We start from the raw sequence: 17,023 nt of genomic DNA on the forward strand, positions 1-17,023 counted from the left end.
GGATCCCCCCTAAATCTGATTCGTCAATATACAAAAATAAAATGGAGAGAAATACATGGCTGGTGTTTTGGGAATGATCCTTGCTGGTGGAGAAGGTTCACGCCTACGTCCACTTACGGAATCTCGCAGTAAACCCTCGGTTCCTTTCGGCGGTAGCTACCGTCTTATTGATTTTGCTTTGAACAACTTTGTAAATGCGGACTTGATGCGTATTTATGTTCTTACGCAATTTAAATCTCAATCCCTGTTCCATCACTTGAAGAAAGGTTGGAATATTAACGGTATCACTGACCGTTTCATCGACCCTATCCCAGCTCAAATGCGTACAGGTAAGCGTTGGTATGAAGGCACCGCAGATGCGATCTATCAAAACCTACGTTTTATGGAACTCTCTGAGCCTGACCAAGTTTGTATCTTTGGTTCTGACCACATCTACAAGATGGATATCAAGCAGATGCTTGATTACCACAAAGAGAAAGAGGCTGCACTGACCGTTTCTGCACTGCGTATGCCTCTATCTGAAGCGTCACAGTTTGGTGTGATTGAAGTTGATGAGCAGGGCCGCATGATTGGCTTTGAAGAGAAACCTGAAAATCCAAAATCAATTCCAGGTGACCCAGAGCACGCACTTGTTTCGATGGGCAACTATGTATTTGAAGCGCAAAACTTATTTGCTGAGCTGATCGAAGACGCTGATAACCCAGATTCATCACATGATTTTGGTAAAGACATCATTCCTAAGATGTTCCCTCGTGGCGATGTGTTCGTTTATGACTTCAGCACGAACCGTATTACAGGCGAGAAAGAAGAAGTTTATTGGCGTGATGTCGGTACGATTGATGCGTACTGGCAAGCGCATATGGATCTGCTAGAAAAAGATGCGCCATTCTCACTGTACAACCGCAAGTGGCCTCTTCACACGTTTTACCCACCATTACCGCCAGCAACGTTTACTGATTCAGACAACGGTCGAGTTCAGATCATTGACAGCCTAGTGTGTAATGGTAGCTACGTTCGTGGTTCGCGCATTGAGAAATCGGTATTAGGTTTCCGCAGTAACATCGCTTCTGCATGTGACATCAGCGAATGTATTTTACTTGGCGATGTAAAAGTTGGTGAGGGCTGTGTCCTCAGACGTGTTATTGTTGATAAAAATGCAGATATCGCACCAGGAACCCAGATCGGTGTGAATTTGGCAGAAGACAAGAAACACTTCCACGTATCAGATGATGGTATCGTTGTTATTCCAAAAGGAGCAAGAGTTGGCTACTAAGAATTTATCTATTCTATTTGTAGCATCGGAAGTTGAAGGCTTAATTAAAAGTGGTGGCTTGGCTGATGTAGCCAAGGCACTGCCTGAAGCGCTTCATACTCTTCAACAGGATGTTCGTATTACCTTGCCTGCTTACCAAAAGGTAGCGGGTATAGCGCAAGCTGAAACGCTGCTTGAAACGCAACTTGAGCACTGGCCGCATACCGAGTATGCGGTTAAACAGTTAGAAATTGCAGGTGTTCCGGTTTTTGCGATTGATTGCCCACAGTATTTCGATCGCTCTGAAATGTACGCAGAAAGTAATCAAGCATATCAAGACAACGGTGAGCGCTTTGCGTTTTTCAGCGCAGCTTGCTTAGACATGTTGCCTAAACTGGGCTTTAAACCAGACATTATCCACGCCAATGATTGGCATACCGGTTTTGTCCCTTATCTACTTAAACACCGTTTCGGTTCTGATGATTTCTTTGCTCAGACTAAGAGTGTTTTGTCGATCCATAATGCCGTCTTTAAAGGTGTGTTTAGCTACGATGAGTTGCAGGTACTTCCTGAAATGCACACTCGCTTTGCACCTGATGCAGCCGTTAGTGAAACGCATGTCACCATGCTTCGCGCTGGCGTACTCAACGCAGATAAGATTAATGCAGTGAGTCCGACATACGCGCAAGAGCTGAAAACAGAACTAGGCAGTCATGGTATGGCGGCAGAGTTCCAGCAGCGTGCAGATGATCTTGTCGGGATTCTTAATGGGTGCGACTACTCGGCTTGGAGCCCTCAAACCGACGCATTCTTACCCGTAAATTACAAAGCGAATCGTCAAAGTATGGTTCGTGGTAAAAAAGCGTGTAAGCGTGAACTTCAACATCGCGTTGGTCTAGAGGAGCAAGACGTTGCGCTCTACGGGATGGTGTGTCGCCTGACTCATCAAAAAGGCATTCATTACCTACTGCCAATCTTGTCTGAGTTCCTTAAGCATGATGTGCAGGTTGTGATTGTAGGTACGGGTGACCCAGTATTGGCTTCTCAACTTAAAGAGATTGCGGCCAAGCACAGTGATAAGTTTGCGTTTGTTGAAGCGTATAGTAATGAATTGGCTCACCTCGTAGAGGCGGGTTCGGACTTCTTTATTATGCCATCTGAGTTTGAACCGTGTGGGTTGAATCAAATCTACAGCATGGCTTATGGTACTTTGCCTATTGTGCGTGGTGTAGGTGGGCTTCGTGATAGTGTTAACGATTACGACGCAGACCCAGATAGTGCGACAGGCTTTATCTTTGATGAACCAGAACCATCAGCGCTGCTCAATGTTCTTCAGCGTTCACTTCTGCTCTATGCGCAGCGTCCAAATGAAGTAAAACGTGTCCAGCTTTATGCGATGGGGCAAAACTTCTGTTGGAACAAAGCGGCCGATGAGTATTTAGAACTCTATCATACGGCACTTAGTGCATAACTTCGGTGAAAAGGCGTCTATAAGGCGCCTTTTTTATTGAGATGTACAAATTTTTGCAAAGTTCTGAAAAAGAAATCAAGCGTATTGGCTCCCATCCATCTATCTTTATGTTAATCTCCTAACCCTACGAATTGGCCAGCATTACGTTTATGAGCGACTCACTACTATTTCATAAAACCTTTCCTCACCCTTCGAGCGACGAATGGGTGGTGTTTGTGCATGGTGCTGGTGGAAGTTCATCGATTTGGTTCAAGCAGATCAAAGCGTATAAACAGCATTTTAACTTGTTACTTATCGACCTTCGCGGTCATGGCAAGTCGAACCAGTTGTTAAAAGAGCTGATGACCAATCGATACACCTTTAAAACGGTTACTCTAGATATTCTAAAGGTGCTCGACCATTTGAAGATTCGTTCTGCTCACTTCGTCGGCATGTCTCTTGGTACCATCATCGTGCGTAATTTAGCAGAGCTTGCAGCAGACCGAGTTAAGTCCATGGTCTTAGGAGGCGCTGTAACACGTTTAAATACGCGTTCACAGGTGTTAGTTAGGTTAGGTGACCTTTGCAAGCACATCGTGCCTTATATGTGGCTATACAGCCTATTCGCGTATATTGTCATGCCACAAAGAGCACAAAAAGAGTCAAGACACTTATTTATCCGAGAAGCCAAAAAGTTGTGTCAAAAAGAGTTTAAGCGTTGGTTTATTTTGACGGCTGAAGTGAACCCATTGATGCGTTACTTCAAAGAGCGTGAGCTTCCCATCCCAACACTCTATTTGATGGGGGATCGTGATTACATGTTTATTCAGCCTGTAAAAGAGATGGTCGCTGCCCATCAGGACAGTCAGCTTCTTGAGATAGAGAACTGTGGTCACGTGTGTAACGTGGAAAAACCCGACGAATTCAACCATCATTCTATCGCGTTCATTAAACAGCAAATACAGCCTGTGAATTAAGGGGCGGTAGCGCCACACTGCCAACACACCCCAAATTGCGGTTCATTAGTCTCCCCGCAATCACTACATTTCCAGTCATCTCCGACATGAGCACGTGTGTAATCTTCAATTGCACTCTGTGCTGTACTCAGTTTGTCTGTCTCAATTAACCAAACATACGGCTCACTGCTTTCACCAAATGGCACTTCGCCCTGCAAACCAAATACGCCTTCACCACGCACTTCGCAATCAATAGACTGGGATTTTAGAAGCTCACAAACAATGTGAGCTTCAGTTGGTGTTGTTGCAGAGTAGACTTTCATTAAACGCTCCCATTCGATGCAGATGGCTGAGACTTGAACTTCGCCATAATCCACTTAGCGATGACGGGAAATAGACCGAGTAAAGCGAATGAAGCAAGAACGGTTGGAGAGACAATTCCAGATAGACTATCTATTTGAGCCAGTTGAGTACCTGCATTCAAGTAAACCGCGGTGCCTGGTAGCATCCCTAGTTGACTGACGAGGTAAAAACGAGCCGTAGCGATAGGTGTCAGCCCCATCAATAAGTTGATTAAGAAGAAAGGAAATACTGGGATCAGTCGGAGCGAGAATAGATAGAAAGCCCCATCACGTTCGACGCCTTGGTTGATCGCGTTGAGTTTGTCTCCAAATTTAGATTGCACCCAATCTCGCAAAAGGTAACGACTGCTCAAAAACGCAATGGTTGCCCCGATTGAGCTGGCAAATGATACCAATAACAAGCTGGTCCAGAATCCAAATAGAGCAGCACCAAGCAATGTGACAACAGCTGCACCAGGGATAGAAAACGCGGTAATGGCTACATAAGCAATGAAGTAGGTGGCAGCAGCAACCGTAAAGTTATCCGCAATAAATGCAGAGAGTTCAGCTTGTTGAGCTTTGGCATTGTCGAGAGTCAGATATTGGCCAAAATTTACACCAAGAATAACGATCAAAGAAACGAATAAAATGCCAAGGATGATTTTTTTGTTCATGGTACTGCTCCATCAGAAGTCGAGTAGCTAAAGTGTTATTAGACTAGACAGAGAAAGCAAGGGAGAAATTTCAAAAAGATAAAAAATGTCAGCACTTAGGCTGACATTTTGAAAGGTATTTTCAGGATGTTAGTGACTCAATTGAGTAAGCAACTCTTCGCGTCGGCTATGTGGAATGACCGACCAATGGGTACCGTTAATAGCACCTTCTAAAGCCCATAACAGTTCAACAGAGACATCGGCAGAGTGACTGGATTGAATCGCTTTAAACGCGTTGACTGCGCCAGTCTCTTCTAAGTTCTCGACCGAATCAATTCCCGCTTTCTTCAGCATACGCTCTGTTGCCAAACGAAGATTAGGTAAATCTTTAAGGCGGTTTGGCTTAGCTTTAGCTTGTTTGTTTTTCTCGCTGTTTGCTGCGGCGAGCGCTGTAGTTGCGAGCTCTATTGTCTTACTTGTGTCTTCAGACCAGTCTGAGTGTAAAGCAAAATATTTTGTTACGACCGGAAAACCACGTTTCTTATAAACGTAAGGTTCCAATCCGTTGTTTTTAAACTGCTTAGCTAATTCAGCGTCTGCGCGTAAATGAAGCTTGTCGTTAACGACCAATGCGAACATTGTGTCATCGGCAAAAATACCGAAGCCACCAAACATCGAACGAGACTTAATTAAGCCTAATCGCTCAAACAGTCGCATTGAATCTCTAAGTATTGGTTTATCCATGCTGTGTATTCTCGGTGTATATTTATACGCCACCAATTCAGGTCCGAGAGATTAGCAAATGTATGCAGAATTATTGTCAGTAAGGTGTCATACGAGTGCTAATAAACGTGTATGACGTTTGCATATTTACCGTCGGCAACCCCGCTACCAGACAATAAATATTGTGTAAGGCCGGAGGCTTTGCGTCCCATCCTTTCGGAGTGGTTTGCCCTGTTCGTGGCTTGGTTCGAACAATTTAAAGGATAAATAAAATATGGGCACTACATCACGTCTTAATGGGATAAGTGTGATCTTGGTTCAATAAATAGGGGGCATTAATACGCCCAAGTGATATAAATAAAGTCCTTGGGCGCATAGAGTGTTACTTGGTGAGGTCGCGAACTGTGCAGCGTTCCACGATTTCTGGATGCATTTCAAAGATACGTTTGTCATGCTCTTTATCTTTGATTCTCTCTAGTAGAATTTCAAATGCATTTTTACCCACACGGCGTTTCGGCTGGTGAACCGTTGTCAGTGGTGGCGCGAAGTATTCTGCAAGCTCGATGTTATCGTAACCAATGACAGACATATCTTCAGGAATACGGATGCCTTTTTGTTGTAGGCGGCTCATTAGGCCCAAAGCCATAGTGTCATTAAAACAGAATACAGCGCTTGGTTTGTTGTCCATAGCCACAATCTGGTCGGCAGCAAGAACGGCCGTATCACACTCGAAGTTGCCTTCTAAGATCCAATCTTCGTTCACGTTTAGGTCGGCTTCTGTCATTGCGCGTTTAAATCCGCGAATACGCTCCTGACATGCCGCTTTTTCAAAATGTCCGCTTAGACAAGCAATATCAGTATGACCGCGGTCAATTAGGTATTTAGTCGCTAGGTAGCCACCTTCTTCAGAGTTATCGATAATTTTATCGGCTTGCGAGCTCTCTGGACCCCAATCCATAACAACTTTTGGAATATCCTTATGGCGGTCAAGCATCTCGCTTAACTCTTCTGTCAGGTCAGAACACATGACCAAGATGCCATCAACGCGCTTCTCTGCAAGCATGCGAATGTAGTCACGTTGCTTTTCGTAAATGCCACCTGTGTTACATAGAATCAATGTGTAACCTTGGCGGTAACAGTAGCTTTCAACGCCATCAATAACTTCAGAGAAGAATAAATTGGTTGATTGCGTTACTAACATACCGATAGTACGTGTAGAGTTACATTTTAAGCTACGGGCAACAGCACTTGGTGCATAGTTTAGCTCGTTAACCGCTTCCATTACTTTTTCTTGAGTAGCTTCAGCAACAAAGCGAGTTTTATTGATTACGTGTGACACAGTGGTCGTTGAAACGCCAGCTAGGCGAGCAACGTCTTTAATAGTGGCCATAAGGTTCTGTCCTGTGGGTGACTGCCCCGTGTTATATCCAGTTTAGAATATCTTGGCAGAAAGTATCAGAAACACAAAAACCGCTCTATTTAGCGGTTTGTATTTGATTCGTTTGTTTTTATCGTTTGCGGTCACAATTTTAGACCGCAAACAAGTTTAGAGCAAATAAAAACATCGTGACGCTATGGCGTAGGTCACAATGTTCTGTTTATTCGCCTAATAAGTAGCGACAGTCCAGTGTCAGAAATGAAACGGTGAGTGAGCTTACTGCTGCATAAAAACCGAATTCATCTAAGTTTTGGCACTTCGCATTAAATTGAGGTACCCAGCTTAAAATACGTTCACGAATGAATTGTTCTTGTGCCGTTAATGCGCCTTCAAGCTCTTCGTCTGTATCAGCTTGGTTAGATTTAATGATCAAGTTACCAAGAAAATCGAGTTCGATAGCGATGTGGTCGGCAGGTTCATTCAGGTTTTTGTCTACCTCAACGCCGTGCTTTTGCATCAACTCTTCCATCTCTTTCGCTGGAGTATCGTTTAGTAATCCAGACTTTCCAATGTAAAGAGAGGCGTAAGGCAATGCTGAGTCTTTATCTGACTTCAAGAATAGGTCACAAAAGTCAGCCGCTAATTCAAGTTGTGCATCTTCACGATCCATCAGGCGATTAAGCGCATCTACAACACGTTCAATGGCTGGCTTCAGTTCGTCATTTTCGCCAAGCCCAGTCAAGAAAGATCGGATTTCCGGCGAATGGTATTTGGCGATATTCTCTTCAGTCAGCTCTTTTACAAATAAGCTTGAAAGCCACCAATATATTTCTGCACGCTGTTCGTTAAATGCTTTAATCTCTTGCATCAGGTATCACTCCCAAAATAATTGGAGGTATTGTACCCAATAAAAATGAACAGCGATAATGCTATATATATCAAATTAAATGCAAATAAAGACGAATGTGAATGGTGGGTTGGGAATTGTCTTGAATCAAGAAAAAATCATCTTTCTTGGTTTTAAAGTGATAAATACTAGAATTGTGACTATTTATGAATAGAATATTAGTAAGAGCAATTCCCAATGTAAATTAAGTGGTGTAAATGAGCTATCACGTACTAGTTGTAGAAGATGACGCAGTGACTCGCAGCAAGCTAGTTGGTTACTTTCAAAATGAGGGTTACCAAGTCAGCGAAGCAGAAAGCGGTGAGCAGATGCGCGCTATGCTACAAAGTAATGCGATTGACTTGGTGATGTTGGACATTAATCTTCCTGGTGAAGATGGCTTAATGCTAACACGCGAGCTTCGCAGTCAATCTGACATTGGAATTATCCTGGTAACAGGACGCACGGATAGCATTGATAAAATCGTTGGTCTAGAAATGGGCGCCGACGATTATGTAACAAAACCTTTTGAACTGCGTGAGCTATTGGTTCGAGTTAAGAACTTGCTTTGGCGTATCTCTTCTGCTCGAAATGTTTCAGGTAATGTTGAAGCAGAAAAGCAAAATGAGAACGTTGTTCGTTTCGGCGAGTGGACTTTCGATGTTCAACGCCGCGCATTAAGTCGCAATGGTGAGCCAGTTAAGTTGACCAAGGCAGAATACGAACTTCTTGTTGCGCTGTCGTCATACCCGAATCAGGTGCTGAGCCGTGAGCGTATCCTAAATATGATCAGTCATCGTGTTGATGCTCCAAATGATCGTACGATTGACGTTCTTATTCGTCGCATGCGCGCTAAGATGGAGTTTGATCCAAAGAACCCACAAATCTTTGTGACAGTTCATGGCGAAGGGTACATGTTTGCGGGTGATTAATACGCATCAACCTTTATTGTGATTATAAAAATACCGAGGCATGCCTCGGTATTTTTTTGTCTGGAGCCTAAGTTAAAGCTTAGAGTCTCCGGCTTGAATACTTTTCTCTTCGTAGTCAGACGCCCAGTCGCGAAGCGTTTGCCACATACGTCCTAACGTTTCATGCCAGTAGCGTTCGGTTTGCTCTAAGTAAACAGCTTTGGGTGTGTATTTAGCCCAAGCTTGTGTAACCTTGTCATGAGCTAGGTAGTTAGTAGGAGCTGGGTAAGGTTTAAGCCCAGCAGAATGGAACTCGTTGAGCGCACGTGTCATATGGCTAGCCGACGTTACTACAACCAGTTTCTTTGTTGATACAAAAGCGGCTGCTTGTCTTGCTTCCTCCCAAGTATCTTTTGCTGTTTCTAATAAGATAATGTCAGATTTAGAAACGCCCAGCGCAAGCGCGACTTTCGCCATCATTCGAGCATTACTTACTTCTGAACCCCCAGAATAACCAGATAAGATGAGTTTCGCACCTGGGTAGATACGCATAATGCGAATGCCTTCAGCCAAACGCATTAATCCGGTTCGACTTAGTTCAGAGGTTGGTGGGATCTTATCATCTACCACATGGCCACTTCCTAATACCATGACATAGTCGATCGATTCGTCGACGGGGAAGAAGGCTGAATATTGGCGCTCAAGTGGCATCAATAAGCGGGATGATACAGGTTGGAATGCAATGAGAAAAATGCCGATGAAAGAGAATAGAACAACAAAACATCCACTTTTTTGCTTGCGTGTGAACATGATCAGCATTAGGCCAAACAGACCGATGATTAACATCGCTGGTAGTGGCATTAGCAGAGAGGACACAACTTTTTTCAGCTCAAACATACTAAATAGTCCGAAAAAACATCAATTGATTATATTTTAAGAGAAAGCCTCTTTATTCCTGCCTTTCTTGTGACAGAATAGCGGCACGATTAGACATCATAACTCAAGCTGCTGTGACTGAAGACCGCAATTTCGACGATATTGCCCACAAATTTGCAAAAAATATTTACGGCTCTGACAAAGGTGAGATTCGCCAAGTCATTGTCTGGGAAGACCTTGAACAAGTTATAGACACTGTTGATGGGGTAAATCGACAACTTAACATCCTTGATGCGGGTGGTGGTTTAGCACAAATGTCGCAAAAGCTTGCCAAACTCGGACATCATATATCGTTATGTGATCTATCTTCTGAAATGCTGCAATTAGCAGAGCAGGATATTGCAAATAACAACCTGCTTGAGCAGTATCGCTTCATTCATTCTCCTGTTCAATCCATTGACGAGCACTTAGACAGTCAAGTGGACGTCGTGCTGTTTCATGCGGTCATGGAGTGGTTGGGCGACCCTAAACCCGCTCTTGAAAAGGTTCTTGAACAGGTGAAACCGGGTGGCGTGGCATCCATCATGTTCTACAACCATCATGGTTTGGTTTACAAAAATGTGGTTTGTGGCAATATCCCTCATGTAATAAACGGAATGCCACACCGAAAAAGATTTAAGTTACAGCCTCAAAAAGGGTTAAAGCCAGAAGAGGTCTATGAATGGATCGAAGACGCTGGTTTCACGATTTGTGGTAAGTCTGGTATTCGATGCTTCAGTGACTACATAGGCAATATGGAGTACATGGGCGACTACCAGTATGAAGATGTGTTGGCCCTGGAAAGACAATTGTGCAGACAAGAGCCATACCTCTCATTAGGTCGATACATACACGTATGGGCACAAAAGAAAGAAAAGCAGGATTAACATGAGTGAGATGACTCTAAATGCTGCAGAACAGCCAATCGATGAATTGGTTGGTTGGGTAAAGCAGCATGACTTCTCATTGAACTTGAGTACAGAGAGACTGGCGTTCTTAATTGCCATCGCTGTATTGAGTAATGAAAGGTTTGATGAAGAGCTAGGAGAGGGCGAACTGCACGACGCATTCACGATTGTCACTCGATTATTCGAAGAGACTGGAGATGCATCGGCATTTCGTGCCAATAATGCGATAAACGAAATGGTAAAACAGCGATTGATTAGCCGTTTTACGAGTGAAGTTACCGACGGCGCGAGCATTTACCGCCTTTCTCCACTAGCGATTGGTATTACGGATTACTACGTGCGTCATAGAGAGTTCTCAAGGCTTAAACTCTCTATTCAGCTATCGATGGTTGCTGATGAAATGGCGAAGGCGATTGAGTCTGCACGTCAAGGTGGAACGCCTGGCCATTGGCGCAAAAACGTTTACGGCGTATTGAAGTATTCTGTTGGAGAGATTTTTGACCAAATCGATCTTAACCAGCGCGTAATGGACGAACAGCAGCAATCGGTTAAATTGCAAATCGCTGAGTTACTGAATAAAGATTGGCGTGATGCAATCAATAACTGTGAATCTCTGTTGTCGGAAACCTCAAATACGTTGAAAGAGCTGCAAGATACTCTTCAAGCAGCAGGCGATGAACTGCAAACGCAGATTCTCGATATCCAAGAGTTGGTTTATGGCGATGATGAACTTGAATTCATTGCTGAGACCTTGTTTGGCCTACAGATGAAACTGGACCGCATTACCAGTTGGGGGCAGCAAGCGATCGACCTTTGGATTGGCTACGACCGTCACGTTCATAAGTTTATCCGTACTGCGATTGATATGGACAAGAACCGCGCCTTTAGCACACGTCTGCGTCAATCAGTAAAAGATTATTTCGATATGCCTTGGTATCTGACTTACGCAGATGCTGAGCGTCTCACCGATCTTCGTGATGAAGCTCTGGTACTCCGTGACGATGAAGTGACTGGACAAGTACCTTTAGAAGTTGAATACGAAGAGTTCCAACAGGTCAATGATGAGCTGTCTGAGCGAATTGGTTCCATGCTAAAAGTTCATAAAGAACAGGGCGCACCAATCGATCTGGGACTTGTGCTTCGCGATTACTTAGCGCAACACCCACATACTCATCATTTTGATTTAGCACGAATTGTTATCGACCAAGCAGTACGTCTAGGCTATTCAGAGTCTGACTACCAAGCGATTCAGCCAGATTGGCAGGCGATCAACGATCATGGTGCAAAGGTACAAGCAAATGTCATCGACCGATATTAATGATTACATGTCAGATAAACTGGCAAAAGCAATTTCAAACCCTCTGTTCCCAGCGCTAGATAGCATGTTGCGAGCAGGGCGTCATATCTCAAGTGAAGATCTTGATAACCACGCTCTACTATCAGACTTCGAAATCGAACTGTCGTCTTTTTATCAGCGCTACAACACTGAGCTAGTGAAAGCACCTGAAGGGTTCTTCTATCTACGACCACGCTCGACGTCATTGATTGGCCGAAGTGTGTTATCTGAGCTCGATATGCTAGTGGGTAAGGTACTTTGTTTCCTTTACCTAAGTCCTGAGCGTTTGGCTCATGAAGGCATCTTCACCAACCAAGAGTTGTATGAAGAATTGATTGCTCTTGCGGATGAAAGCAAACTTATGAAGCTTGTGACTAACCGTGCAACGGGCTCAGACCTAGATAAAGAAAAACTGTTTGAAAAAGTACGTACGTCGCTACGTCGTCTGCGCCGCTTGGGTATGATCATCAACATCGGTGAAACAGGCAAATTCAGTATCAGTGAATCTGTTTTCCGTTTTGGTGCGGATGTGCGTGTGGGTGACGACATGCGTGAAGCACAGCTGCGCTTGATTCGTGATGGTGAAGCGGTTGTTCACACGAAAGAACCAAGCCAAGGTAACTTGCTAGAACAAGATACGAACGAAGAAAAAGCCGAAGATGAAATGATAGAAGAAGGTGAAGCATGATTGAACGAGGTAAATATCAATCGTTAACCATGGTCAACTGGAACGGCTTCTTTGCACGTACTTTTGATATTGATGGACTAGTTACAACGTTATCTGGTGGTAATGGTGCCGGTAAGTCGACCACAATGGCCGCGTTTATTACCGCTCTAATTCCAGATCAAACGCTACTTCACTTCCGTAACACCACTGAGGCGGGCAGTAGCCAATCATCACGTGATAAAGGCCTTTACGGTAAGCTTCAAGCGGGTGCGTGTTACGCTGCGCTGGATGTTGTGAATTCACGCAATCAACGTTTACTGTTCGCAGTTAAGCTTCAGCAAGTTGCAGGTCGTGACAAGAAAGTGGATATCAAACCGTTTGTTATCCAAGGCCTACCAAGTCATGTCAAACCGACAGATATACTGATTGAAAGTGTATCGGCGACGCAAGCACGTGTTCGTCAAATTAATGAAGTAAAAGAAGCCATCGGTGAGTTTGAAGGCGTTCAGTTTAAAGCGTTCTCTTCGATTGTTGATTACCACTCACAAATGTTTGAGTTCGGTGTTATTCCTAAGAAACTTCGCAACTCAAGTGACCGTTCTAAGTTCTACCGTCTGATTGAAGCATCGCTTTACGGTGGTATTTCAAGTGCGATTACTCGCTCTCTACGCGACTACCTACTGCCACAAAATGGCGGAGTGAAGAAAGCGTTCCAAGATATGGAATCGGCGCTGCGTGAAAACCGCATGACACTTGAGGCGATCAAAACTACCCAAGCTGACCGTGATCTGTTTAAACATTTGATTACTGAGTCAACGAATTACGTTGCTGCCGATTACATGCGCCATGCGAATGATCGCCGTAACAAACTAGATAAAACATTGTCACTGCGCTCAGAACTGTTTGGTTCGCGAGAAACGCTACTAGAGCAGAACAACCTACTTAACCGCGTTCAAGAAGAGCTCGAACTGTTAGTTGAATCTGAGTCTTCGTTAGAGCAAGACTACCAAGCGGCGTCTGACCACTTGCAGCTTGTACAAAACGCGCTGCGTCAGCAAGAGAAGATCGAACGCTATCAAGAAGACCTTGAAGAGCTCCAAGAGCGTCTTGAAGAACAGATGATGGTCGTTGAAGAAGCGCAAGAACGTGTTCTGATGATGGAAGAGCAAGCGACGGTTTCTGAAGAAGAAGTCGATAGCTTGAAGAGCCAACTTGCAGACTACCAACAGGCTTTGGATGTTCAACAGACTCGTGCACTTCAGTACCAGCAAGCGGTTCAAGCGTTAGAGAAGGCTAAGCAACTTCTGGATGATGACAGCTTAACAGCAGAATCAGCACAGACACTCGTTGCCCTGCTGAAGTCGCAAGAAGCAGAAAGCACAACAGAGCTGCTTTCTATTAAGCATAAGTTGGATCTTTCTTCAGCGGCAGCTGAACAGTTTGAAACTGCGTTTAAGTTAGTGAAACAAGTGGTTGGCGAAGTTGATCGCCAGCAAGCGGCTTCATCAGCGAAGTCAGCGATTCAACAAGGTCGAGATGCACAACATGTTGTTCAAAACGAACAACAGTGGCGAGCGCAACATCGTGATGTAGAGCGTCGCTTACTCAAACAGCATCAAACTCAAGAGCTTGTTTCTGAGTACCAGAAGCAGCATCACGTTGATCTTGTTGATGAGCTTTCGTTTGAGCAAGAGCGTGAGCGTCATGCTTTGCAGATTGAATCGTTAGAGATGTCGCAAGAAGAGCTGCGCGAACAGCGAAGTGAGCAACGTCGCCTAGAGCAAGACGCAAACTCTGAAATCAGCAAGCTTGAAGCTATCGCACCGACGTGGATTGCAGCACATGATGCGCTTGAAACGCTGCGTGAGCAAAGTGATGCTGATCTAGTAGATAGCCAAGCGGTTATGAGCCAAATGCAAGTGGTGCTGGAAGATGAGAAGCAGCAATCATTAGCGAAAGACAAATTGGCTGAGCGCCGGACACAACTTGAAGGTGAGATTGAGCGTTTAGCATCGCCAGGTGGTTCAAATGACCCTCGTCTTAAAGGCTTAGCGGATACGTTAGGTGGTGTACTTCTATCTGAGATCTACGACGACATCACTATCGACGATGCGCCTTACTTCAGTGCAATGTACGGTCCAGCACGTCATGCCATTGTAGTTTCAGATCTGTCAGACATCGAAGAGAAGTTGGTAGAGCTGGATGATTGTCCTGAAGATCTCTACATCATTGAAGGCGATATTGATGCCTTTGATGACAGTTCATTTGATGCGGAAGAGCTAGAAGGCGCAGTGTGTGTTCGTATGAACGCCCGCCAAATGCGTTACTCTCGACTGCCTGAAATTCCACTGTTTGGCCGTGCAGCACGTGAGCAGCGTTTAGAGCTACTTCGCGCTGAACGTGATGAAGTGGTGGAGCAACACGCAAAAGCTGCTTTCGATTCACAAAAGCTGCAGCGCCTATACCAAGCGTTCAATAACTTTGTTGCTAAACATATTCAAGTGGCCTTTGAATCCGATCCTGAACAAGCTCTGACGAACATTCGTGAAAAACGCAATCAAGTCGTGCGTCTGTTGTCAGAGATGGATGCAAAAGAGCAGCAGCAACGTAGTCAGTTACTGGCAAGTAAGCAAGCATTAAGCGCACTAGATAAGATCGCACCAAACATGGCGTTGATTGAAGATGATGCGTTAGCGGCTCAATTTGAAGAACTAGAGCAGAGCATGGCAAAGCTAACGGAAGCGAAAGCGTTCGTTGCCAACCATGGTAAAGCACTCAATGAGCTTGAGAAGATCGTTTCAGCGCTAGATGCTGACCCAGAGCAGTTTGATGTTCTGGAAGCCAACTACAAGCAAGCGGACGAAAACCTACAAGCGCTTAAGAAGCAGATCTTCGCTGTATCTGATCTTGTAGAACGTCGCCACTACTTTGCGTACTCAGATTCCGTTGACTTGTTGAACAAGAGTAGTGAACTGAGCGAACAGCTTAAATCTAAGCTCGTCGAAGCTGAACGAACTCGTACACGCTCGCGTGATGAACTCAAGCAAGCACAAGGCCAGATGAACCAGTACAACCAAGTATTGGCGTCATTGAAGAGTTCGCATCAAGCTAAGCTAGAAACGGTTCAAGAGTTTAAACAAGAGCTGCAAGAGTACGGCGTAACGGCAGATGAAGGTGCGGCAGAGCGTGCAATGCGTCGACGTGATGAACTACAAGAGCGTTTGCACACTTCACGTACACGTAAGAGTGAATACGAGCGTACGATTACCTCGACTGAACTCGAGATGAAAGCATTGGCGAAGCGCCTCAAGAAAGTTCAGAAAGAGTACGTTGAACTTCGTACATTTGTCGTTGCTGCTAAAGCGGGTTGGTGCTCTGTATTGCGTTTAGCGCGTGAGAACGATGTTGAACGTCGTCTGCACAAGCGTGAATTGGCTTACATGTCTGACAATGAGTTGCGCTCAATGTCGGATAAATCATTAGGTGCGCTGCGTCTTGCAGTCGCTGACAATGATGACCTGAGAGATGCATTGCGTCTGTCGGAAGACAACGCACGACCAGAACGTAAAGTATTGTTCTACATCGCTGTTTACCAGCATCTACGCGAACGTATTCGCCAAGATATCATTCGCACTGACGATCCAGTCGAAGCAATTGAAGAGATGGAAGTAGAACTAGCGCGTCTAACAGAAGAACTAACTCAACGTGAAAACCGTCTAGCAATCAGTTCTGAGTCAGTAGCAAGCATCATTAAGAAGACGATTCAACGTGAGCAAAACCGTATTCGTATGCTGAACCAAGGCCTATCGAATATTTCATTTGGTCAGGTGAAAGGTGTTCGTCTGAACGTGAAGATCCGCGAGAGCCATGAAGTGCTACTTAATGGATTGTCAGCGCAGCAAGAACAGCACAAAGATCTGTTTGAGTCTTCACGCTTTACGTTCTCTGAGGCGATGGCGAAGTTGTTCCAACGTGTAAACCCACATATCGATATGGGTCAACGTTCACCACAGGTTCTGGGTGAAGAGCTACTCGACTACCGTAACTACCTAGAACTCAGCGTAGAAGTGAACCGTGGTTCTGATGGCTGGTTACAAGCAGAATCTGGTGCACTCTCTACTGGTGAAGCAATTGGTACTGGCCAGTCGATCTTATTGATGGTGGTACAGAGTTGGGAAGAAGAATCTCGCCGACTACGAAGTAAAGACATTGTACCGTGTCGTTTGTTGTTCCTCGATGAGGCCGCGCGACTGGATGCTAAGTCTATCTCAACCCTGTTTGAGTTGTGTGATCGTCTGGATATGCAACTTCTGATTGCTGCGCCAGAGAATATCAGCCCAGAGAAAGGGACAACCTACAAATTGGTACGTAAAGTGTTTAAAGACCATGAGCATGTACACGTTGTAGGTCTGCGTGGCTTTGGCCAAGAGAAAAAACAGAATAGTGAGATTCAGCAGCTAGTCGAAGAACTCTGATTCAACCTTAAGCGTTAATAAAAACCTCATCAAATTTGATGAGGTTTTTTTATGGATGCGATACAGCGTAATAAGTGATTGTTGACTATGGAGTTGATAGCAAATTGTTGTCATTTTTATAGTTGAACTTCCGAAATAAGGTAAATGTTCAGTTTTATTAATTTGCAAATGG

Annotated in this window: 14 protein-coding genes and 1 riboswitch; of the genes, 8 read left to right on the forward strand and 6 right to left on the reverse strand. The window is 44.6% G+C overall.

The window, feature by feature from the left end:
- Nucleotides 1–55 precede the first annotated feature (55 nt).
- The 3 genes from glgC (at nt 56) to F0231_RS06755 (ending at nt 3,679) form a co-directional block, all read left to right on the forward strand.
- Nucleotides 56–1,273: a glucose-1-phosphate adenylyltransferase gene (gene glgC / locus F0231_RS06745; RefSeq protein WP_171758955.1), complete on the forward strand. Its 1,218-nt coding sequence runs from the start codon at nt 56–58 to the stop codon at nt 1,271–1,273.
- Nucleotides 1,263–2,723, forward strand: a complete 1,461-nt coding sequence (glgA, locus tag F0231_RS06750; RefSeq protein WP_171758956.1) for a glycogen synthase GlgA — start codon at nt 1,263–1,265, stop codon at nt 2,721–2,723. The genes glgC and glgA overlap by 11 nt, the downstream gene beginning before the upstream one ends.
- Nucleotides 2,724–2,872: 149 nt before the next feature.
- Entirely contained in the window at nt 2,873–3,679 is an 807-nt protein-coding gene (locus F0231_RS06755; protein WP_171758957.1) for an alpha/beta fold hydrolase, read from the forward strand.
- Here F0231_RS06755 and F0231_RS06760 read toward each other — a convergent pair.
- The 5 genes from F0231_RS06760 to torD form a co-directional block, all read right to left on the reverse strand.
- The gene (locus tag F0231_RS06760) at nt 3,676–3,981 is read right to left on the reverse strand and encodes a DUF2007 domain-containing protein (protein ID WP_171758958.1); all 306 of its coding nucleotides are present in this window, start codon (nt 3,979–3,981) and stop codon (nt 3,676–3,678) included. The two genes, F0231_RS06755 and F0231_RS06760, sit on opposite strands and share 4 nt — an antisense overlap.
- Nucleotides 3,981–4,673: a TVP38/TMEM64 family protein gene (locus tag F0231_RS06765; protein ID WP_171758959.1), complete on the reverse strand. Its 693-nt coding sequence runs from the start codon at nt 4,671–4,673 to the stop codon at nt 3,981–3,983. The genes F0231_RS06760 and F0231_RS06765 overlap by 1 nt, the downstream gene beginning before the upstream one ends.
- 129 nt (nt 4,674–4,802) lie before the next feature.
- A complete protein-coding gene (locus F0231_RS06770) occupies nt 4,803–5,396 on the reverse strand; it encodes a TfoX/Sxy family DNA transformation protein (RefSeq protein ID WP_171758960.1) in 594 nt (197 codons plus the stop codon).
- Between the two features lie 131 nt (nt 5,397–5,527).
- Nucleotides 5,528–5,616, reverse strand: a riboswitch (cyclic di-GMP riboswitch).
- Between the two features lie 141 nt (nt 5,617–5,757).
- Nucleotides 5,758–6,765, reverse strand: coding sequence for an HTH-type transcriptional repressor PurR (purR, locus tag F0231_RS06775; RefSeq protein ID WP_171758961.1), 1,008 nt, complete (start codon nt 6,763–6,765; stop codon nt 5,758–5,760).
- Between the two features lie 208 nt (nt 6,766–6,973).
- On the reverse strand, nt 6,974–7,621 hold the full coding sequence (torD, locus tag F0231_RS06780; protein ID WP_171758962.1) for a molecular chaperone TorD: 648 nt from the start codon (nt 7,619–7,621) through the stop codon (nt 6,974–6,976).
- Nucleotides 7,622–7,857: 236 nt separating this feature from the next.
- Here torD and torR point away from each other — a divergent pair, with 236 nt between their 5' ends.
- Nucleotides 7,858–8,571, forward strand: coding sequence for a two-component system response regulator TorR (gene torR / locus F0231_RS06785; RefSeq protein WP_171758963.1), 714 nt, complete (start codon nt 7,858–7,860; stop codon nt 8,569–8,571).
- 72 nt (nt 8,572–8,643) lie between these two features.
- Here the strand turns inward: torR and elyC are convergent, their stop codons facing one another.
- Nucleotides 8,644–9,447 carry an envelope biogenesis factor ElyC gene (gene elyC, locus F0231_RS06790; RefSeq protein WP_171758964.1) on the reverse strand — a complete coding sequence of 268 codons (804 nt, stop codon included), beginning with the start codon at nt 9,445–9,447 and terminating at the stop codon, nt 8,644–8,646.
- A 113-nt stretch (nt 9,448–9,560) separates the two neighbouring features.
- Between elyC and cmoM the strand changes: the two genes are divergently transcribed.
- Genes cmoM through mukB form a run of 4 tightly spaced genes read left to right on the forward strand, consistent with a single transcriptional unit; the run spans nt 9,561 to nt 16,851 of the window.
- Entirely contained in the window at nt 9,561–10,352 is a 792-nt protein-coding gene (gene cmoM / locus F0231_RS06795; RefSeq protein ID WP_171758965.1) for a tRNA uridine 5-oxyacetic acid(34) methyltransferase CmoM, read from the forward strand.
- Nucleotide 10,353: 1 nt separating this feature from the next.
- Nucleotides 10,354–11,691, forward strand: coding sequence for a chromosome partition protein MukF (mukF, locus tag F0231_RS06800; RefSeq protein WP_171758966.1), 1,338 nt, complete (start codon nt 10,354–10,356; stop codon nt 11,689–11,691).
- Nucleotides 11,672–12,397 (forward strand): chromosome partition protein MukE, encoded by a 726-nt coding sequence (gene mukE / locus F0231_RS06805; protein ID WP_171758967.1) that lies wholly within the window; start codon nt 11,672–11,674, stop codon nt 12,395–12,397. Before mukF ends, mukE begins: the two co-directional genes overlap by 20 nt.
- Complete coding sequence (gene mukB, locus F0231_RS06810; protein WP_171758968.1) at nt 12,394–16,851, forward strand: chromosome partition protein MukB; 4,458 nt, start codon at nt 12,394–12,396, stop codon at nt 16,849–16,851. Before mukE ends, mukB begins: the two co-directional genes overlap by 4 nt.
- The last annotated feature ends 172 nt before the right edge of the window (nt 16,852–17,023 follow it).

Source organism: Vibrio sp. RE86, from assembly GCF_013114545.1.
Classification (GTDB): domain Bacteria; phylum Pseudomonadota; class Gammaproteobacteria; order Enterobacterales; family Vibrionaceae; genus Vibrio.